Below are 22,362 nucleotides of genomic sequence, written 5' to 3' on the forward strand. Positions count from 1 at the left end.
CAACTGTTACGTTCACCATTATCAGCCTCATAAATATTTTCTGGGGTGAGATTTACGACTGGTAAAATATTTTAAATATATTCAATAATACTACTGGGTAGCATGTGTAATTGTAGTATATTGCGTAGCCCTAACTTTCTAACCATACTCCTCTTATAATAAGACAACCGTTTAGGTGTAATCTTAGAATAATCATGCATATCATTACATTCTTCTTTGGATAACACAGAAACCAGAATTTTCTTTTCAATCATTCTTAATCCATGTTTTAATTTTATTGTCGTTGGCACATCCCTTTTGTTATAAGAAAAAATCAACTCTTCCAGGCGGAATCTGGCTGGTAAATAATTAAAACCAAATAATTTATGCAAACTCCAATGCTTGTTATCATTTACAACAATAATTCTTACAGATATACCTTCCAAATAAATCAATAAATCTAGATTAAAACCATCACAATTACAGCAAATGATAAAAACATCATCATTAGTTAATGAATTAGAATTAACAAGACTTAACACTTGCTGCTCAGAAATTTTTTTCACACTGGAGTCAGCAAGAATTTTTAAGGCGTAACTCACACCGACAAACAAGTAATAATCATCGGTCACCATGTATATATTCATGATGTAATTCCACCCATCTATAAACAAAAAATAGTAGAGAGTATTTTCATAGAATTGTTTAACATTGAAAACACTGGTATTTAAATCTTCATACTGAAATGCAGGAAATAAAAAATGGCATACAGAAACAAACCACCAGCATTAAATCATTCAATTACCGTTTTTTTAACGGAGTCATCATTTTCAACCAAATAAAATGAATATATATGACCTGGTTTTTTAGGCATATTTTTCGTAATACCAGGGGTAATAAAAATATCTTGAGACAAACCACAGTCACCCCCATTTTTTTTACACTCACTAAATCCCTGCAACCGAATACTACTATTGCCACCGTTTAAAATATTGATAAAACCACCATCATTAGTAATTATTGTGTTATATACACCCTTAACTGGTTTAATTATATATAAAACACCATAGCCTGACAGAAGCTGGAATCCACTCCGGCCTAGTGTTTTATGATAATCGTTTGCTTCATCTTTATTTAAACCAAAGCGATCTTCATCTTTAGGCAAGGTGGGAGAAAAACGCACACGGAAATAGCGCTCTTTATCACGAGGCCCTACGTACAACGCACGGCTGACTTGAAAACTACCAGAAGGAATAATCATACGTGCCGGGCTGATGTGTAAACCGTTTTCTCGCACACCATCAACAGCGCTGCGATTGTGCTCTTGGCCAATTTTATCATATTCAACTTCACGAACCTCCGTTCTCACGAAGGCAGTCATGTCCCCCAAATTGTAGACCTGCTTTTGTAAAGTAGTACGGTCATGGTCAACTACCTCCACTAAGTCGTTGATTTGTACTTGCGGCGCAGCCACAATAGTAAAATTGAATAATAAAAGAGATAGCAAAACTGACACTTTCATTGGCATCATTAACATAGCCCTATTTAATAAATTATTATGTTGATTCAAAAATCAAAGATAGAACACCGGTGTAATCACCAGTGACCCATCCTGTTGCAGGTTTAATAGGGATGAGATTAATCTTACCACTTTTTTCTCCATTAGTAGGTCCCGAAGTAAGTTGGCACTCCACAGTTGAATTGGTATTTTCTACATACATTGCGCAATAGTCATCAACTAAAAATTCAACCCTATAATATATTTCAGAAACACCCGATGTTATCGCAGTTTTGTCACCTGTTTTGAGCGTAACTTTAATACCTCCTAGGGTATTTTTCATAATAATAGGTAATCCCAAAATCGGTTTAAGGTTTTTACGTTGAGCATCCCATACAAACCGCTGTAAATTAGAACTCCAGCCATCTTGGCTTAATACATAAAACTCAACATTAGGAACATTAATTTCCATTTGGATAGTATTGGTTATCTTATCATCAGCGGTAACTGATGCAATACCACAAAAAATAGCTGAAAGAGTGACTATAATACGCATCATCGTATTCAATTTATCACCCGTTCAAATGTAATATCAGCAGTTCCACTGTAATGTGCACCTTGATTACGCACAACGTCTTGTGCATTAATGCCTGTAACCGAAAATGATAAATTAGCTCGCGAGTTTTGCAGAGGAACAGAAAGTGATGTAAAAACAACCTCACTGCTTTTACCTGCCCCTAATAAAACTTTATTAAAGTCAGGACTACCTACCTGCCCATTAGCATTTATGAGTGACGCATTTGGTACAGTTAGTGCAATATCAACGGGAACAGTGTGTTCATTACCATTATTGTTGGTCCTGACTGCACAGGTTGTACCTACGGTATAAGTACATCCACCAATATAAACAGACACCAGGCCTGAAGCACTCAGGTTAAATGGAAGAGCTCCCTGTAATAAATTCACACTTTCAGGAAAGAGTAGAGCTCTTTTCCAACCCTGTTGTGGCTCTAATGAAACTGTATTTGAGGGGAATGAAACATTCAACGCATGGTTAACATTGACAACAATAGGGATATTACTTATCGCACCACTCCCATTACTGAATGTCGGGTTAATTTCTCCTGACATCAAGAAGTCTGTTCCTTCTCTTAGACTTAACGTAGCTGTATAAGTCCCACTAGGGATAAGTAATGGATTCGCGCCAACAAATGAAGGCCTGATTAGTATGGACAAAGTATCTATTAACCAGTTGGCACCTAAATAGCTTGCATTACCATTTGTGTTTCTAGTCCTGCTCGTACAGCCACTTTGGCTATTCTGTCTCCATGATGAAGCATTCCAGTACAAAGCATTCGAGCTCCCGGTACGAGTACATCCGGCTCCAGAACCTAAACCGGGAGTCAATGCATTATTTTGACAATAGTTACAATATAGGCCTCTTATCGTCCCCCCCATTCCGGATAAAGTTAAATTAATAGGATATGCCACACCGTACGAACTAACGATATCAACGACTTTTACTTCATTGGCTGAATATTGGTAATATAATGATTTATCGTCTTGCCAGTTAAAATTGTACCTGCCATTTAACTCATAGGATACTTCTTTGTTATTTTTACATTGCGCCCGCATATCCCCAAAATATGTAACAGTACATATCCCACTGATATTTGTCACCCCAAAACCATTTATTATAAAATCATCACTGGCAAGTGGCGGGTAGTTAAATACTAAAGGAGCTGCAGCCATTCCCTGACCAGTCCATAGCATCATAATAGTAATAAAGACCCACAATAATTTAGACCTAAAAAGAATCATTATTTATTTATCCTTGGTTATCCGTTGCGACCTAATTCACTTTTTGGAGCCATTGCTACCGTCTGCTGACAACGTAAATCTCCTACAAACAAAACATCCCCTTCACGTCGATAATCCTGAATGTCAATCTCAATGTGACACCCCGGAGCTTTGATGTGCTCAATATCCAGTACAGGGATACGCTGGCTAAGTTCCATACTGAAAAAACCATCTGCCTCACTGTAGCTACGGCTGGCATGATTTATTACCGTGGCCCCAGCAAGCGGTGTACCATCATTAGCTAATATGCGGCCTAAGATACTAACCGTGCTGCTCACTTCGATTTTCTGATAATCAACAGCCCCTTTATTTAAATGATAGTTACGACGAGGTGGATTGATTAATGCACCAGGGGCATCCTTACCCGGGAAATAGTATTGTTGAGTACCTTCAACAAATGGGCGCGCCTCTACAAGATTACGCCCCGGCTTCAATAATGTGCTAGAACCCTGATTGTCCTCCGCCTGAAGCGTTTGCCCTGGAATATCAGAAACAACATCGACAATCATCATTGAATCACCTAACAAGTTTTTACCAGACATTGCAACGCCACCGGATCCCATAGCAATGGTATTACTGAGATTAAAACCAGTGCTGAGACTATTTTCAGGTGTCATTTGAACAAATGAAGTACCGCCTGCTAGAGGTGTAGTAAACGTAGTTGAACCACTCAGTCCCAGGCCATTTTTATCACCAGTAATATTCATGCCCAAACTGTTTAACATCTCATGATCAAAGTTCTGGTTAAGACCCGCAGTGAGGCTGTAATCACTAACATTCCCACTTTTTGCATTATTTGAATTAAGCCCTAAGTTATAGGTTCGCTTATTTTCTTCTATATTCCATGTCAGAGAGAGTTGAATTCCGCTATCTCTATTGTTGGACTCCCCACCCGGACGATCAAAACCAGACACCCTCCAGGTAGCTCTATTCCCCATAATTTTACTCATTACGGTTAACCCTAAGTCAACCCTATACCCATCACTATTATATTTATTATTACAGTAATTATTATAGTTGTTGTGATTGTTGTTTCTGTAATTATCACTGATTCTATAGCTGTCATTATAATTATCATTACAACTATTTTTGTAGTTATTACTGGTGCTATTGTACCCAAGAATTAAGGTAGAAAATATACCGTCTCCAAGTGTTTTATCCCATGATAGCGACTTGTTATACGTTTTACTTTGGGACTTATTAAGTACGTTTTCATTTCTATTGTAGCTTAGCGTAATTGAACCAAAACCGACTGTGTCACCAAATCGCAATTGGCTATTTAGTAGATTACTTCCAGTAGTTTCATGCGAATATGTACTATAAAAATTACCCCATTCATTCAGTGTATAGTCTACAGTTCCACCTAAACTAGTTTCCGGACCTCTTTGTTGAGTCATCATTCCGACTTGTAGGTCCGGAAGCAGGAGATATTCCCCCTCAGCACCGAAGACAACTTCACCACTGGTATCCACATACTTACCTAATGATGACGTAGAACGACTATTGTTGGTCATGCTGCCAGCAAATATATTATAGTTAAATTTTCGTTCAAAATTACGCCATTTCAAAGGCTTATAGATCGTTTCTTGAGTACGGGATGATTCCACGCCACCCCGAATAATGCGCACTTCAACTGGATAAATCCCGCCAGGTAATGTGGTGGTATCTAATGTTTGCAACCCTGGTTGAACCAGCACGGTTCGTAGAAGTGAACCATTACGATAAATTTCAACTACGGACTCACTATCAGGGGTTACGTAAATGGGGTATAGACTTGCGCTCTGTTGTTTTCGGACATCAAGCAGAGTATCTGAAGTGCCAAACATAGCACCAATAATAGGTAAGGGTAAGTTACTAACTGGTGAAATACGATTATACAATCCCTCACTCATAGGGGTAAATAACCCCATACGTATAGCATGTCCGTCATCTAGTTCGCGACTGCCATAGACCTGGGGGACAGTATAATTTTTCTCATTACTGTTATATTGCGAATACTGTAAGCTACCTGTCAGCGCCCACTTCCCAACGCTTCCACTAAAATCACCATTATAATATAAATTATTACCAACTCCTTCTGTGAATGAGCCGTTCAAATTATTTCTGAAAATCAGTCCAAATGGACCAGATTCAGGAATTTTATAATAGCTGGACTGATTAACATCTTGTCCAGCATCTTTAGTAACCAATGTTAACTGAGCTGTTTTGAGACGAAAGTCTAATGCGACCAATCCATCAGGACATTTTTTATCAGGAGTACAGTCACCTATCTCCGTTGGTTTTCCTAGAGACTCTAGCCATTGATCCCGAACTGATCCACTAACAAGACTTCCGACAGTATCGGTAAAAGACAATAATTGAACGGTGCCTGTTTTTTGGAGACGAATCAGAGCATCACCCATCCATTTCCCATTTATTTCTACGCGGGCACTCAGAGGAACATCAAAAATGAAAGGAAGAAACTCTTCTGGGGCATCTGCCGATTGTTGTAATAATTCATTATTAGGCGATTCTGCAGCATAATTGACTGAACTATATAACAAAGACAATATAATAATCAATTTGCCTTTCACGAAAATCACCTTATATAATCATGTAATAAGCATTGGCAAACAAAAAAACACCATTAATGATAATAAGCTAATGGTGTTTTTTTAATATTAAGAGGCTTCTACAGTAATAACTGTATTACCCATATAATTACCTGTTTGCTTACCGCTTGTTGCTGCTGGAGAGAATGACAAGGTAGCTGCTTTCGACTGAGCAGATGTTGTTGATGCGACAACATCTTGCGCGGTATCGTTAAGCGCTACACCGTCCAGTGAAACACTAACAGCAATTGATTCTGAACCATTAATGAGTGTCGCTGAGGTCACTTTTGCTTTCAGTGATTTGTTTGCAGGAACAGTTAAGGTGACATTACGGTTTTGTGGCAAAAATGATGCGCCAGGAATAACACTACCGAAGCTAATAGTTTGTGAGTTGTTCCAGGTTCCATCAGTATAGTCGGCTGAAATACCCGGTTGTGTAACATCAATTAACTCGGCCTCTAAAGGAACAGTAAGTGTAGTAGCTGCATTTGAGTAAGCAGAGAAACCAGCAAGCATAGCTAAAGTGAAGAGTGATGCAATTTTCATAATAATACCTAATAGTAAATTTAAATTTTGTATATAAAATATCTATGGAGCTCTATAGCGTTAATTAAACATTAAGGTAATTTTATTTTTCTTGAGTTCCCTCCCTCAACTAAAGTGAATGAATGAGTTGAGTCTTTCTCTTTTAAGAAGACCCTGCTTTGACCTGGGTACACATTTAAATCCTCGCCAAAACCATGGCATTTTTTAGTTACGTTAGAACATGTATTTGTATAACGCAGTATTGCGACAGTATTTCCGCTATTAACCACTTTAAATTCATTAGCACCATCATTAATACGAGTGCTATATATAGAGGTGTTAGGCCTGACAACTACTAAAGTTCCATAGCCTATAGATAGCCCCATTCCTGCTTTAAGGGTATTTGTATCATTATCTTTTATTTGATCAGGACTCAACCCGAAGTTATTATTTTCATTTGGCTGTACTGGCATATAACGTACTCTGAAGTAACGTTCATACTCACGAGTCCCAGTAAATACAATACGACTAACCTGAAAGCTATCCCCTGGAATAATCAATCGGGACGGACTAGCCATAAATGAGATGTTTTTTTTATCTCTGTCTGGTTTTAGCTCGGACTCTTCACCCTTATAATTTATATTTACTTCAACAACTTCAATTTGTACAAAAGCGGTGCTATCCCCAGCATTATATATCTTTTTCTGCAGGGTATTTTTATTGCTTTCAAGCGTATCATTTAACTGACCAATATTGATATTCACAGCAGAAAAAGATTCTGCCGTGAATACAAGTAATGAGAGCAATAAGTAACAAATTTTATTTCGCATGATTTGAGTGCCTTTAATAAAAGTCAATCGTACTACTACAAACAATAAGCAACCTAAACAGTGAAAATTGCAAATATCTCCGCCTGATTTCTAGTGGGAATACTAACTAAATAAAAATATTAAAAAATGAATTGGTGTGATATTTTTTAACTTAAAAAACAGTATGTTAGAAATTCATTAGCCTTTAATGTGTTATTCATATTTCATGAATGCATTATTTAGTCAAAACTTGCACCGATATTGCCAAATTACTAAGTCTATGAATATTTGTAGACACTGAGAAAATCATACGTAAAAAGTTCTAAATGTAGCTATGCGTAATGACTAGCCATGGAAGCCAGTACCAATAATTCCGCAAACAGGCCAGATACCACAGTTATTTTTGGAGGACTAAAATTGGATACCAATGAAAAGTTTTACCGTGAGGTAAGAAATTGTCTGAAGATGATGTTTCATTCCAGACATTTCAAGGCTGAAGCTACTGACTAAAAAAAGAAAGATAAAGTCGCTGTACAAATTTCCTATATCCGGGAGATTTCGCGATGCATTCTCTACATGCTATCTGGACTATCGTTGTCGATGAGTCACCACCCTATATCCTGAAGATCAGGTGTTTTACAATGTTCTGCACACTCTAAAATAAAGTTAAAAAACACATCTATTTTTAATTTAAAAAACCAAAATAACCATTTAAAAAAATACGACTTATCGTAGGTTCTGGAGTTGTATAGATGACATATTTAAATTCATCGCCAATTATATTCCCTGAATAAACACTTCGATAATAGAATGCTCTTAGCGCTCTTTGGGATTCACTATTTTTACTGTCAGGAATTATATCCCTTTGGGTCACTAACATGAAATACCTCCCTCGCCAATAGCCCATAATTCCTTGTTGAGTATAGCTTTCTTTGGTAATTTCATGCGTGACAGACATTGTCACTAGCCCGTATTCGCACCGCCCATAGAGACTACCTAACCGTGGATTAAGTATGATGAAACTGGCATTACATCCAAACCCATTAACAAAAGGGATTGCCAGAATCGTACTCACGATGATTAACAAAATAATAAGGTATTTTTTCTTATTTAACTTCAACATATCGAAATCCATTCCTTTGTGAGTTAACATAGATGTAATTACCTGATGGTAATTGAATAGGGATTTCAGTTTCAATTAATGGTCCAAAGCCACAAAATTTATAATCTTTGATTTTTTGACATGACATAACCTTCACCTGAGTGCTATATAAAACCATAAAAAACAGAGTTATTAATATTAAAAAACCAGAAAATACACAATAGGGAATAAATATCGTCATTTTATTTAATACAGGCGTAACTTTAATTTCTCGCTCTTTATTGACAATTAACTCCATAGGGTCATTTTGAATTTGGAGAGGATTGTTTTCCATAGGAGTTTCATTACTTACATCTGTACTTGCTGCGTAAAATGAAACTAAATTATCATTATCTCTATTATCAATAATACTAACACCTACAATACATTTTACCCATCGCGAGTTCCATGAGAACCCTTTTCGATGATGCGTAATAATTACACATTCTCCAGTTATAGGTAAAAATACACTCCTTATTTTTTTTATGGCTACGTTTAATGAATTTAGGGTAACAAATTTATTTGGCCACGCAATATCTAACAACCTGTCTCTATCTATAATTTCACATGATGCCTCTAGTAGTGTAACCAATATGATTCCTTCAGCCACACTAAGTCGCGCAACGCATTTTTCATGATAAAATAACTCACCCGTCGGTAAGTTGAATTTGAAAAGTAAGTTTTTTTCCATAGTGAGTATAGTCATATATTTGAACGTCGAATGTGATGTCGATGGTAACTACGAATTATTACAGACTGCTAACCATAGCATGCAGTTAATAATCTCAGTAACGTGTAGAAACTTCATTCATAAATCATGTAACAATTTTTATAACTACAACTTAATTAAACGATACTTCATTTTCTACTGCAATTATCATTATGAGAAACTAAGAACAGCCACCTTTTAAAAATAATTCGCCCTCACACAGTATATTTTCGTCACAAAAAAGATACCCAACAGACTCAATTAATATATACCCCTGATCAATATATATATTATACAAAATTAATTAACACTCTCCCGATTTTCGTTATCTTAATTTACATATAATAAAACATGACACCCAAACATACTTATAGTAACAAAACACGATTAGCTACAACACTTAGAAACAAGCAGCAATCGAATAGACATTTCCATGATAGTTCATTGCAATTATGAATAAATGAAAATATAAAAATAAATACCCTTATTAAACAGCGACATAGATAATTCATAATTATAGTACTTATGAATTTATTGGAAAGTTTGGTTTTACCGTTATATGTACCTGTTGCCAGCCATATGTAAATTATTTTTCCCGAGTGTTTGTGCGCAATATCGCCTGCCGCCTTCGCTCTCTAGTCGGGGCATAGGTGAATGTTAAGTAGGTAATGTATAACTACTTGACGTGAGATCTCGCTTGTTTAATTTTATTATGTCACTCCCCTTTCACTTATGTGATATACATAAGATGATGAAAAAGAGGTAGCTTTTCCACCATATCAGTGGCACTCATGACCATAATGACAAAGCTAATATCCACAGGATATTGACAATACCTAAGTATTATTTGTGTCTTACAAATATATAGCCAAGACTGCATATCCTTCACTTTTTCTAGTTAGGGTATCGAAGACAGGAAAATTTTATCGTTCTGCTGATGTCAGAAAAATAACTGTGGGGTGAAAGGGGTTGACCAAGTGATGAATGAAGTATGACAAGTGATGGGTTGTTTTAACCTAACCGCCTTCTTGATGAAGACGGTTTTTTCTCAATACATATTAGAACGATGCGCGCTTATAGGATGTGTAGCTGGCTTTCCAGTATGTTTTATCGATGTTATTTAACAGCGTCTCTTCACTCATTGTTGGAGCAACCCCTTCCAGTTGCGCGACACGAGCAACTTCAAATGCAATAGTCCGAGATATCTCTTCAATCTTTTCCACCGGCGGTAACAATCCACCTATTCCCGTAGAGGCTAATGGCGAATGTGCCGCAAGCGTCTTACTTGCTACGATCAGCATGCCTTCGGTGATCCGGGATGCTTTTCCAGCCAATACGCCCAGCCCGAGTCCCGGGAATATATAGGCATTATTACACTGTGCAATTTCGTACTCCTGTCCCAGGAAAGAAATGGGTGCAAAAGGACTGCCCGTTGCAACCAGTGCCAGTCCTTGCGTCCATTCAATCAAATCCTTGGGTTGAGCTTCAGCACGAGATGTAGGATTGGAAAGCGGCATAATGATAGGTCGTGGGCAATGTCGGTGCATTTCTTTGACAATTTCTTCACTAAATAAGCCTGGCTGCCCGGATACGCCAATCATCACTGTCGGATGGGCATGACGCACTACATCCTTCAATGAGATATTTGTTGTCTCTACATCCCAGTGGCGAATCGTATCCCTTGCAGTTACCAGACCCTGCTGGAAATCGAGAAGATTAGGCATCTCGTCTGTCAGCAGGCCAAAACGGTCAACCATATAGATATTATTGCGCGCCTGAGTTTCCGTCAGACCATCGTCCATCATCAGCGTTATAATTTTTTCAGCAATACCGCAGCCTGCCGAACCTCCACCCAAAAAGACCACTCGCTGATCGCGTAGACGACTCCCGGCAGTTTTAACTGCAGCCATGAGCGTTCCTGCAGTGACGGCTGCCGTCCCCTGAATATCGTCATTAAAACAGCACAACGTGTCGCGGTAGCGGTTCAGCAATTTTGTGGCATTCTTTTGTGCAAAATCTTCAAATTGCAGCAATACATTGGGCCAACGGTTCCTGACTGCATCTACAAACATATCCATGAACTCAATATATTGATCATCGGTAATACGCGGGTGGCGCCATCCCATATACAGTGGATCATCCAAGTGTCGGGTATTGTTAGTACCGACATCCAGCATAATAGGCAACGTTGATGCAGGATGAATACCTCCACAAGCGGTGTATAAAGAGAGCTTACCGATTGGAATCCCCATCCCTCCAACTCCCTGGTCACCTAAACCCAGGATACGTTCGCCATCAGTGACAACAATGACGCGGATATCGTTACGCGAGAAGCTTTGCAGCATTTCATCAATATGATGGCGATTTGGCCAAGAGATGAATAATCCACGTCCTCGGCGATAAATATCAGAAAAATGTTCACAAGCCTCACCCACTGTTGGGGTATAGATAATAGGCAAGGTGTCTTTCATATGCGTTCGCAAAAGATTATAAAACAGCGTCTCGTTGGTATCCTGAATATTTCTCAAATAAATATGACGGGAAATATCTTTTTTAAACTGGCAGAACTGATCCCAGGCGCGCTCGGTCTGCTCTTGAATAGTTTCAACTTTATGAGGCAGTAACCCATGAAGATTAAAGGCTTGTCGTTCGGTATCTGTGAAAGCAAGCCCTTTATTTAACAATGGGTTTTCTAGTAAGACAGAGCCATTATATGGTGTATAAAGTGTTTCTTTGACTAACATTTACCCACTCCTGAACATATCTTTCTTTAAAAAAATGAAATTATTATCTGCAACTAAATAGCAGAGCTAGAGAATGACAATATGTAAGTTACGAAATTAGATAAATCATTATTCCCTCGGTGACAATACCAATGGCTGTGCCAATCAAAATTGAAGATGATGCTGTTTCAATATAAGTATCACTACGGAGTGCAAACATTCCTGCAGCAATAGCGGATGGCGTTGCACCGATGATAATGACCTGCTGCATTAAAGTATGACTCAATCCAAAAGCCAGACCGGCGACAGCCATTAGCCCCGGCTGGATGAGATTCTTAATACTAATATTGGTAAATGTCTGGAGATTAAGCGCCGGGCGCTCGCCATAAAATAAAAGACCCAGAGCGAAAAGAGAGAGGCCGCCTGCGATTTTGCCCACCATTTCTATTGGTGCGCTCAGCAGATGCGGTAATTGCACGCCCATCAGGCTCAATAGCACGCCAGAGATGGGGATCCAGACAATGGGGTTTCTTACCGCTTTGATGAGATTTTGCAGGACAAGCTTAAAGGGGTTGATATCTTCAAGACTGTTTTCACCCTTTTTATCCCCCATGCGAATCAGGATAATCGTCAGTGGAATCATAAATACACTGGTGATTAGATTGCCTATCAGCACACCTAAAAAGCCTTCTGGTCCGATTAACACCGCCAGCACCGGGGCACCAAAATAGGCCATATCAGGGAAAGCACAGACCAGTGACTGAACCGCACTGGTCTTAATATCATGGCGGAAAACATAGCGTGAGATGAGCAGTGTGATGAAGTAGGAGCCCATCAAACCAATCATCAGAACGGCCATAAATGAAAAGTTCTTTATTTTATCCGGGTCGGTATTCAACGCGCCGATAAAAAGATGGAACGGCAGAGCAAAACGGATAACCACCGTGGCTAAAACTGAGGCATCCTCACGGCGCGTGTAACCTAACTTCCCACTTAACCATCCGAGCAACATGATAAATACCAATGGGAACAGAGATTGTAATAGTAGTGATGACATGGAATCTCCAGAATGCATAATGGTACAGATAGCGCACAATCTATTTCTGGAGGTAATTTAACGATCACCTAATCCCAGTAGGGTGATTGAAATCACACTTACCCCTGTTTAAATACTTTCACGCCGGCTACTTTAGTTACAAATATAAATACCCGCATTGTGAATAGTCTTGTGCGTTCATTCAGTAACTTTACTTACAAAAATAAGAATTAAATTATTTAAATAGAACATTCAACTACCATCACAAAACCCAATACTCAGGGCTATTTAATCACCCTGCCGTATGTTAGGTTTTTAAGCGAAATATCTTCATGGTGATTTAATTATTACGTCACCTTTATTTTTATTACCCTATTATTTTGCCCGCCCCTACATTATTTTTAATATAAAATTAGGTAACAAAAATGGAAAATAACACCCTAAAAAATGCCATTGAAAAAAACGCGTCAGGAGGGCAATCGCTGCGACTTCCTGGTAATTTCGAAGTCGGCTCTGTCCCTTTACTGCTGTTCATTGTTATTGCTGCCATCGTTGCCGTTTCAGGTGCCACTGGGTTACTTCCCAAAAATATGATTGGTGGCCTGGCTATCATCATGACTTTAGGTTTTGCCTTTGCAAAAATTGGCCGCATGATCCCAATTCTGAAAGACATTGGTGGCCCGGCAATATTGTGCCTGATGGTGCCTTCCATATTGGTCTATTTTGGCCTGTTTGAAGAACAAACCATGGCCACCGTGCACCTGCTAATGAAAGAAGCGAATCTGCTTTATTTTGTTATTGCCTGTTTAGTGGTCGGCAGCATTCTCGGTATGAACCGGACGATCCTCATCCAGGGAATGATAAAAATGTTTGTACCACTTGTAGTGGGAACCGGCGCGGCGGTGTTAACCGGTCTGCTGGTTGGTTCATTGTTTGGTTACAGCATCTACCATACATTTTTCTTTATCATCGTTCCCATTATCGGTGGAGGTATTGGAGAAGGGATATTGCCGCTTTCTCTCGCCTATTCCGCCATTCTTGGGCAAACCCCGGATGTGTATGTCGCACAACTGGCTCCTGCCGCGGTGGTAGGTAACATCTTCGCGATTATTTGCGCAGGTGTTTTGTCACGAATTGGCAGCCGACGCCCGTCGCTGTCCGGCAACGGCATGCTGATCCGCAGCCGTGAGGACAACAATTTGTTTATGCAGTCTGAGGGATCGCATCAAACAGATTTTCAGCTGATGGGCGCGGGATTATTGATGATTTGTGCCTTTTTCATCGTCGGCGGCTTGTTTGAGAAGCTGGTACACATCCCTGGGCCGGTGCTGATGATTCTGGCTGCGGTGTTCTGTAAATATGCAAAAGTGATCCCAGCCGCGATGGAGATGGGTGCCTATAGCTGCTACAAATTTGTCTCGGCGGCATTAGTATGGCCGTTGATGATTGGCCTTGGGATGCTGTATGTGCCGCTGGAAAGCGTGGTGTCGGTATTCTCGATTGGCTATGTGGTGGTGTGCGGTTCGGTGGTTATCTCCATGACCTTGAGCGGTTTTTTCATTGCTTCACGCCTGAATATGTATCCGGTGGACGCCGCTATCGTGACGTGTTGTCACAGTGGTTTGGGTGGCACGGGTGATGTGGCGATTTTGTCGGCTTCAAATCGTATGTCGCTGATGCCATTTGCACAAATTGCTACCCGTATTGGTGGCGCATCAACCGTCATCGCAGCAACATTACTGCTGGGTTGGATAATGTAATCACCCGTTCCTGATTGTGCTCTTCAGGCACAAAAAAACGGTGCAAGCATTTTTATGCTTTCACCGTTTTATCATTCATGAGCTGATTAATATTGAAGATGTCACGAGGCTTTTTGGACTGAGCTACGTTTCGCTTCCTCGAGTGCAATTCGCAGATGATCACTATTTTCAGTCAGCAAATCCCGCGCATGCCAGCCATCCAGCCCGGTCAACAGCATCAGAATCGCCGTTCGACAGTGATGATTGCAGCTTGCCAGCGCGTTCTTCGCTTGTGTACGAGAACAGCTTGCCGCTTCCATCACGATGGCTATCTGCCGCTCGGCCCAATGGGTGCTGGATGCGTTAATGTCGACGCGCAAATTGCCGTAAACACGGCCACTGCGAATCGCAAGCCCTGTCGAGAGCATATTGAGGATCTGCCGCTGCGCCAGTTGCGCCTTTGGATTGGCAAATCCCACCACCACTTCCGGCCCGATATCTGGCGTAATCACGGTATCTGCCAACTGGGCCACTTCACTCTCGGCATCCTGCGTGATAACCGCCACTGGCGCACCAAGCGAGCCCGCGTAACGAAGAGCGCCCCAGACCCACGGCGTTTTCCCGCTGACCGACAGGCCCAGCAACATGTCATTGCGGGTAAACTGGATGGCCTGCAAATCGCTGATACCCCGATTGTAATCGCCTGCGGCGGTATCGCTCTCTTGCAACATCGCTTCTGACCCACCCGCTATCAACCCAATGAGCGCATGATCGTTATCGGGGGCAAACTCGCAGGCCACTTGCATCGCCGCGCGTCCAGACGCCCCGGCACCCGCGATGATTAACCGCCCGCCCCGGCTGAAAGTCGCAATCGCCTGGTCGACTAAACGGGTGACTGTCGGTAAACAGTTGGCTATCGCATAGGTGATTTCGCGATCGTCTTTCAGGATTGCCGCCAGCATATCCTCAGTGGCGAGTTTATCGATATTTTCCGTACCGCTATTGCGTCGTCCCATCATTGAACCGGTTGGCTTACTGCTCATAAAAACCTCCATTTAAAGGGTCCACACATACTATAAGGATATTTATCTGCCACTCCTGCGAGTGGGGTCACGCTTCCCCCCTTCTTAGGGCGATTTGCTTGATTTACGTGGCTTTAAGTCACTTCCCTCATCTGCGATAATCGGTACTTCACCGTTACTCATTGGGATCGCTATGAACGTTTTATCCCCCACCCGTAAGCGCCCGATGAAACTCAGCACGACGGTGACACTGATGATTTGCAGTGTGCTTGGCACGGTGCTGTTACTGGTGTTCGCTCTGTGGTTTTCACAAATCAGCAATGCGACGCGTGACGGATTGAAAGATACGGCACTTGCCGTCGCGCGAACGCTCGCCGATACACCAGAGGTCAAACGCGGCCTGACGTTGCCACCCGACAGCCAGATCATTCAACCTCTGGCAATGGCGGTAATGAAGCGCAACCATTTACTGTTCGCCGTCGTGACCGACATGCAGGGTATTCGCCACTCGCATCCCAATAGCCAGCTCATTGGTCAGCATTACATCGGCAAAGACATCAACCCTACGCTTAATGGCAAAGAAAATGTCGCCATAAACAATGGTGCGCTGGGGCCTGCGTTGCGCGTCTATACGCCGGTCTATAATGATAAACAACAGCAGATCGGCGTCGTCGCGATCGGCGTTCCACTGAGCAAAGTGGACGAACAACTCGCTCGTAGCCGCAGGAATGTATTACTCACGATTCTGTTCAGCGCCCTGGTCTGTACTGTCGGCACTCTGATCCTGGTGCGCGTGCTAAAAGAGGCTCTTCTGGGGCTCGAGCCGCATGAAATTTCGGCAAACCTCAAGCAACGCCAGGCAATGCTGCATTCATTAAAAGAAGGGGTGATGGCGGTCGATGAGCATGGGCAGGTGACGCTGATTAATCCCGCCGCCAGAAAAATGCTACAGTCCTCCTCCGGCAATGAGGTTGATGAAGGGCCGTTGCTGGCAGAGCTCAAAGAAGTGTTACAGCATGACAAACCCATCTATGACCAGGAAATTACCTGCAACGGATTGCTGCTTATCAGCAACACCGTTCCGATTCATCGGCAAGGAAACATCGTCGGTGCGATAAGCACCTTCCGTGACAAAACGGAAGTCAGCCAGTTGCTGCAACGTCTGGATGGGATGGTGAATTATGTCGATGCCTTACGCACCACTTCACATGAATTCATGAATAAGCTGCACGTTATCCTTGGCCTGTTGAATATGAAGAGTTATGACAAGCTTGAAGAATATGTGCTGCAAACTGCCCATAATTACCAGACAGACATCGGCGCGATTCAGCACCAGATAAAAGCACCGGTAGTAGCAGGTTTTCTGTTGGGTAAAATACATCGCGCCAAAGAACTGGGATTTACCCTGACGCTTGCGGAAGAGAGCCTGGTGCCTGATAACGTTAATGAGAAACAGGTAACCGCACTGGTGACGGTGCTGGGTAATCTGATTGAAAATGCACTGGATGCGATGAGTGAACAACCAGAAGGTGAAGTCACTGTCATGCTGCATTTCCAGAATGGTTGGTTAAGTGGCGAAGTCAGCGATGACGGCCCGGGGATTACGCAGGCCAACATCGATGCCATCTTCGTGAAAGGTTTTTCTACCAAAGGTGAGAACCGCGGTGTTGGACTGTTTCTTGCCCACCAACAGTTAAGCGCCCTGGGAGGCAGTATTTCTGTCGAATCCGAACCCGGTGTGTATACCCAATTTTTTGTACATCTTCCCTGGGACAGTAAAAGGACTCCTGCATGATAAATGTTTTAATTGTTGATGATGATGCCATGGTGGCCGAACTTAACCGCATGTATGTGGCAAGAGTCCCCGGTTTCCGCTGCTGTGGCACAGCCTCAACACTGCCCCAGGCAAAAGAGATGCTTAACGATCCGGCGCTTGAGATCGGTCTCGTGCTGCTGGATGTGTATATGCAACAGCATAACGGGTTAGATCTTCTGCCAACGATCCGTGCCTCGGGGCGCGCGATCGACGTGATCATGATTACTTCCGCAGCCGACGCCACAACGGTACAAACATCTCTGCATTACGGGGTGGTGGATTATCTGATTAAACCGTTCCAGTTTCCGCGCTTCGAAGAGGCCCTGAACGCCTGGCGGGAGAAGCGTAAGCTGATGACCACCCAGCCGTACTATGAGCAGGCGGAAGTCGATCGTTTACTGCATGGTGCCAATCCGGAAATCACCGACGACCGACGCCTGCCAAAAGGGCTGACCGCACAGACTTTACGCACTATTTGCCAGTGGATTGACAACCATCCTGGCTCCGAATTCTCTACCGATGAGCTGGCAGCAGCGGTCAATATCTCCCGCGTATCCTGCCGTAAGTATTTGATTTGGCTTGCACAAATCAACATCCTCTACACCAGTATTCATTATGGTGCCACTGGCCGCCCGGTGTACCGCTATCGGCTGGTTGCCGAACAGTACAACCTGCTCAAGCAGTACAGCCAGTAATCCGGTAGCTGTCGTTGAGTAACGAAAAGCGGAACTGGCGCTGAGAAGAGAGGATAACGTCGCGATTTTTGGTCACAAAAATCGCCTCGATATCCTCGCGCTGGCGTAGTGCCGCACAACCTTTCTCAATACCCAATCCGTACAGCAGCGTGGTCCAGATATCACCATCAAGAGAGTTGGCGGAAATAATCGTCACGCTGTGCAGTTCGTTATCCAGCGGATAACCGTTGCGCGGGTCGAGAATATGATGCCAGCGTTTGCCATCCTGCTCGAAATAACGCTCGTAAATGCCTGAAGTGACGACCGACTGGCTTGCCACCTCAATACGACCGATGAGTGCATCCCCTGCCGCAAAGGGTTTTTTTAACCCAACAGACCAGTTCCCCAAAGTATGCACATTGCCACCGAGGTTTATCAGCGCATCCGCCACCCCGTGCTTGCGCAGATAATCGCGAACCCTGTCGGCAATATAACCTTTGGCAATCGCCCCAAGGTCTATTTCCATCCCCGATTGAGCGAGAAAAACGCTGCATGCAGCGTCATCCAGAATCACGTCCTGTGGACGCGTCAGGGGCAGCCTCGCGGCAATCTCTGCGGCTGAAGGCACGCGGTTACCCTGAAAGCCAATACGCCATAGCTTCACCAGCGGGCCAATCGCCAGATTGAACGTGCTGTCTTGCACCATACTGGCGGCCTTCGCGCATTTAATGAGTGTATAAACCGGGCGGCTGACGCTAACCGGATGCCGACCGGCGGCATGGTTGATGTTCATGACCTGAGATTGCGCACGGTTCACCGTGAGTAAATCTTCATACTGTTTAATCAGTTGAAAGACCTGGGAGGCGAGTGCTTCGTTGTGGGAATAGAGTTTGAGCAGGATGGGTGACCCCATCAGTACGGCGGAATAACTATAGACTCGATTGTCGGTTGGCATGGTTGCCGCTCCTGTGTTGTAGCCCCGGCAGGCACCTCGCCACCGGGGAATTGCCGGGTAGCATTGCGCTTACCCGGTCTACACTTGCTGAGCGTCAGGCTCTGGCGTATTTCGCGGCCACACCGCCTGCAAGGGTGCCGAAAATAATCAGATCCGCAACCGCGTTGCCACCGATACGGTTAGCACCATGAATACCTCCCACCACTTCCCCCGCCGCATAGGCGCCAGGAATAGATTGATGAGCCGCATTCAACACTTCTGTATCGGCGTTGATCGTCACTCCGCCCATCGTATGGTGGACCCCAGGTGCAATGCGAATGGCGTGGAACGGCCCTTCGTTTACTGGCGCGCGCAGCGCGGTCGTACGGCCAAAGTCGTCATCCCGCTGGTTTTCCACAAAGCCGTTGTAGCGCTCAAGCGTGGCGAGGAAAGCGTGTTCATCCATGCCCAGCTTCTGCGCCAGTTCGCTTGGTGTGCTGGCACTGGTCACCAGACCTTTGGCGATGTATTCATCTGTAGCTTTGTTTTTCGCCCGCACATGTTCGTCAAAGACGATGTAAGCATAGTGCTCCGGCAGCGCGATAATCGACGCCGACACTTTATCGCGGGTTTCCATCTCATTGAAGAAACGCAGGCCCTGCTGGCTCACAAGAATAGCGCCACCGCCGCGAATCGATTCGGAAATCAGATACGAGGTTTGCTGCTCAACCGTTGGGTGGATTTGAATTTCCCCCATATCCACGGTGCCTGCACCGATTCGCTCGAGCAGTGCGATACCGCCGCCAGTGGCCCCTTTGTGGTTGGTGGTCACAAAACCGTCCAGGTCTGGACGATATTTCACGACCATTGCGCTGTTAGCGCTGAAGCCACCGGTTGCAACCACTACGCTTTTGGCTTGCACCACAATGCTCTCTTGCTCATCCGTCAACAGGCGCACACCGCTCACCGCACCGTTATCGGTCAGGATCTCGTCGACCGAGGTATCCAGCAGCACATCAATGCCGCGTCGGGTGATATTGCGTACCAGCCCGCTAATCAGATAGCCGCCAACCGCCGAGCCGTCACGTGGGCGGTGAGTACGGTCGATGCTCATGCCGCCAGTGGTGGTGATATCGTTAAGCATAATGCCGCGATCAGCCAACCATTCGATGGCTTCCGGTGCATTTTCAACAAAACAGCGCAGCAGCTCTGGGTTGTTTTTGTTTTTGCCCCCTTTCAGGGTTTCCTGGTAGAACAGCTCTTTGCTGTCATGAATCCCTTTCACGCGCTGGAAGCGGGTTTCTGCGGCGTTCATCCCGGCAGAGGCTTTGATGGTGTTTCCGCCGAGGGTCGGCATTTTCTCAACGATAAGGACGCTCGCCCCCTCGTCGTGAGCCTGAATCGCCGCCGCAAGGCCCGCGCCACCGCTACCGACCACCACCACATCGTAGCTTTTCGGTGAATTGTCATCGCCGCCTTCTTCTGCCGCCAGCGCCTTACTGGATTTCAGCATCGCTTTCGAGACGGCTTTTTTCACCGCCTCGCTCTGGCTGGTCGCACCCGAGATCGCATCCACGTGCGGAGTGTTAGCCGACAAAATACGATCGCGGATCTCTTCAAAGCTTGAGGTAAATTCCACGCTTTGCACCGGGCTTGAGGCCAGTTCGATATCAGCAATGTGATCGTTTTCGAGACTCACATTGATAACCAGTTCGTTCACGTCGTCCTGCACGGTTTCGACGAACATGCCTGGCTTGAATTTGGCATCGCCCATGCTCATGTCGCGGATCATCGCCTCCACCAGCGAGAAACGCCACAGCGGTTCAGGGATCTGCCGCGCTTCACGCTGGGTGCTATCGATAAACAGTTCCAGCTCTTCGCCGCTAGCAATACGTGCCGCCCAGTCTGGGTAAGCTATGCAGGCGCGGCCAACGGCGATCAGGTCATAACCATGTTCCAGCGCTTGCTCTACATCTGCCGCATTTACCACTGCGCCGACGCCCATCACCGGCACTTGCGCCAACGTTTCAGAGCGCATGGCACAGTATTTTTCAATCAACGGAGTCGGGTCAGTGGTATCCACAATCGACGGGCGTAAACTTGCGCCAACGGAGAAGTGCAGATAATCCACCCCGCGTGCGGCGAGTTTTTCCAGCAGATACACGGTGTCATCAAAGCGAATACCAGGGATTTCCAGCTCTTCAGGCGAGAAGCGATAACCGATAATAAAAGCGTCGTCGGCGTACTGGCGCACCATTTTGTGCGTGATTTCCAGTACAGCTAGCGGGAATTTCGCGCGGTTGTCGCGGCTGCCGCCCCATTCATCGTCGCGTTGGTTAGAGTTGGGAGAATAGAATTGCTGAATGAGGTAGGTGTTGGCGCCATGAATTTCTACGCCGTCGAAACCGGCCTGAATCGCACGTCGTACCCCTTCACCAAATTTGGCGATCATGTCTTCGACTTCATCACCGTTCAGGGCGCGTGGGACGACTGCCCCTTCACGCGGTGCCGCCAGCGCACTTGGGGCAACGGGCGTTCTTCCGCCAATCAACAGCGGGTCGACCATGCGGCCGCCGTGGTATATCTGCAAAATCGCTTTTGACCCTTCAGCTTTAATCGCCTGCGCGATTTTTGCCAGCCCGGCGATTTTTTCATCGTTATCGATACCGATAGCACCAGGAAACGCCAGGCCGAGAGCATCGATAAAACAGCACTCAACGATGATCGCACCAATGCTGCCTGACCGAACGCGATAATACTCCACCAGTTCGCTGCTCACTGTGCCGTCATAATAACCAGTACAGGTTGTCATCGGCGCCATTAATAAACGGTTTTTAAGCTCAGTTCCATTGGGTAAGGTAAAAGGACGCAACATACGATCGTTACTGGTCATAATAACACTCCAGATTTTAAATATTGAAATTTAGAATTGGGTGACGGAATTATTTTTAGTTATGTTTCTTCATTCCTTTGTCATGGCATTAATATAACTCTTTTTTTAGTTACCAAATTAATTACGTTAGTTAAAAAACTATTTAATACCACCCATAATGACGACACCTCTTTTGTATTATTATTTTTAAAGAACACCACGATAGAAAGTAAATTATTGATAACAGTTTATATACTTTTGTTAAAGGTAATCACCTGATGATTAACACCACAAAATCATTGAATATCAGCATATTAATCAACGCAACCCACATCAGGCAACGCTTACAATCAGTGTTATTTTAACATTTATAGCCACTTTAAAAAGAATACCCCCCCACCAGGCAGAATAACTATAAATAATTACAAAAGTCT

General features: G+C 43.9%; 17 protein-coding genes. 3 read left to right on the forward strand and 14 right to left on the reverse strand.

Going from position 1 to position 22,362, the window contains the following annotated elements:
* Positions 1-71: 71 nt before the first annotated feature.
* From EC843_RS10185 to EC843_RS10235, 11 genes are all read right to left on the reverse strand, one after another.
* The gene (locus EC843_RS10185; protein ID WP_133522193.1) at positions 72-614 is read right to left on the reverse strand and encodes a hypothetical protein; all 543 of its coding nucleotides are present in this window, start codon (positions 612-614) and stop codon (positions 72-74) included.
* A 158-nt stretch (positions 615-772) separates the two neighbouring features.
* Complete coding sequence (locus EC843_RS10190; protein ID WP_133522194.1) at positions 773-1,510, reverse strand: hypothetical protein; 738 nt, start codon at positions 1,508-1,510, stop codon at positions 773-775.
* Positions 1,511-1,535: 25 nt separating this feature from the next.
* Positions 1,536-2,045, reverse strand: coding sequence for a hypothetical protein (locus EC843_RS10195; protein WP_133522195.1), 510 nt, complete (start codon positions 2,043-2,045; stop codon positions 1,536-1,538).
* Positions 2,042-3,229, reverse strand: a complete 1,188-nt coding sequence (locus EC843_RS10200) for a hypothetical protein (protein WP_133522196.1) — start codon at positions 3,227-3,229, stop codon at positions 2,042-2,044. The genes EC843_RS10195 and EC843_RS10200 overlap by 4 nt, the downstream gene beginning before the upstream one ends.
* An 86-nt stretch (positions 3,230-3,315) precedes the next feature.
* Positions 3,316-5,910, reverse strand: coding sequence for a CS1-pili formation C-terminal domain-containing protein (locus tag EC843_RS10205; protein WP_133522197.1), 2,595 nt, complete (start codon positions 5,908-5,910; stop codon positions 3,316-3,318).
* An 87-nt stretch (positions 5,911-5,997) separates the two neighbouring features.
* Positions 5,998-6,474: a CS1 type fimbrial major subunit gene (locus tag EC843_RS10210; RefSeq protein WP_133522198.1), complete on the reverse strand. Its 477-nt coding sequence runs from the start codon at positions 6,472-6,474 to the stop codon at positions 5,998-6,000.
* Between the two features lie 71 nt (positions 6,475-6,545).
* Positions 6,546-7,283, reverse strand: coding sequence for a hypothetical protein (locus EC843_RS10215; protein ID WP_133522199.1), 738 nt, complete (start codon positions 7,281-7,283; stop codon positions 6,546-6,548).
* Between the two features lie 664 nt (positions 7,284-7,947).
* Positions 7,948-8,385 carry a hypothetical protein gene (locus EC843_RS10220; protein ID WP_133522200.1) on the reverse strand — a complete coding sequence of 146 codons (438 nt, stop codon included), beginning with the start codon at positions 8,383-8,385 and terminating at the stop codon, positions 7,948-7,950.
* A complete protein-coding gene (locus tag EC843_RS10225; protein WP_133522201.1) occupies positions 8,369-9,109 on the reverse strand; it encodes a winged helix-turn-helix domain-containing protein in 741 nt (246 codons plus the stop codon). The genes EC843_RS10220 and EC843_RS10225 overlap by 17 nt, the downstream gene beginning before the upstream one ends.
* A gap of 1,061 nt (positions 9,110-10,170) precedes the next feature.
* Positions 10,171-11,856: an NAD-dependent malic enzyme gene (locus EC843_RS10230; protein ID WP_133522202.1), complete on the reverse strand. Its 1,686-nt coding sequence runs from the start codon at positions 11,854-11,856 to the stop codon at positions 10,171-10,173.
* 88 nt (positions 11,857-11,944) lie between these two features.
* Positions 11,945-12,892: an AEC family transporter gene (locus tag EC843_RS10235; protein ID WP_133522203.1), complete on the reverse strand. Its 948-nt coding sequence runs from the start codon at positions 12,890-12,892 to the stop codon at positions 11,945-11,947.
* A 404-nt stretch (positions 12,893-13,296) separates the two neighbouring features.
* Here EC843_RS10235 and EC843_RS10240 point away from each other — a divergent pair, with 404 nt between their 5' ends.
* A complete protein-coding gene (locus tag EC843_RS10240; RefSeq protein WP_133522204.1) occupies positions 13,297-14,631 on the forward strand; it encodes a 2-hydroxycarboxylate transporter family protein in 1,335 nt (444 codons plus the stop codon).
* A gap of 101 nt (positions 14,632-14,732) precedes the next feature.
* Here the strand turns inward: EC843_RS10240 and EC843_RS10245 are convergent, their stop codons facing one another.
* On the reverse strand, positions 14,733-15,653 hold the full coding sequence (locus tag EC843_RS10245) for an N-acetylmuramic acid 6-phosphate etherase (protein WP_133522205.1): 921 nt from the start codon (positions 15,651-15,653) through the stop codon (positions 14,733-14,735).
* A gap of 172 nt (positions 15,654-15,825) precedes the next feature.
* Between EC843_RS10245 and EC843_RS10250 the strand changes: the two genes are divergently transcribed.
* Positions 15,826-17,427, forward strand: coding sequence for a sensor histidine kinase (locus EC843_RS10250; protein ID WP_133522206.1), 1,602 nt, complete (start codon positions 15,826-15,828; stop codon positions 17,425-17,427).
* Complete coding sequence (gene dcuR / locus EC843_RS10255; protein WP_133522207.1) at positions 17,424-18,143, forward strand: two-component system response regulator DcuR; 720 nt, start codon at positions 17,424-17,426, stop codon at positions 18,141-18,143. Before EC843_RS10250 ends, dcuR begins: the two co-directional genes overlap by 4 nt.
* Here dcuR and EC843_RS10260 read toward each other — a convergent pair.
* Together EC843_RS10260 and EC843_RS10265 are read right to left on the reverse strand one after the other, a co-directional pair.
* Positions 18,124-19,077 carry an FAD:protein FMN transferase gene (locus EC843_RS10260; protein WP_133522208.1) on the reverse strand — a complete coding sequence of 318 codons (954 nt, stop codon included), beginning with the start codon at positions 19,075-19,077 and terminating at the stop codon, positions 18,124-18,126. The two genes, dcuR and EC843_RS10260, sit on opposite strands and share 20 nt — an antisense overlap.
* A gap of 94 nt (positions 19,078-19,171) precedes the next feature.
* Positions 19,172-21,949 (reverse strand): flavocytochrome c, encoded by a 2,778-nt coding sequence (locus EC843_RS10265; RefSeq protein ID WP_133522209.1) that lies wholly within the window; start codon positions 21,947-21,949, stop codon positions 19,172-19,174.
* Positions 21,950-22,362 lie beyond the last annotated feature (413 nt).

Origin of the sequence: Buttiauxella sp. JUb87, from assembly GCF_004361975.1 — a bacterium.
Lineage (GTDB): Bacteria > Pseudomonadota > Gammaproteobacteria > Enterobacterales > Enterobacteriaceae > Buttiauxella > Buttiauxella ferragutiae.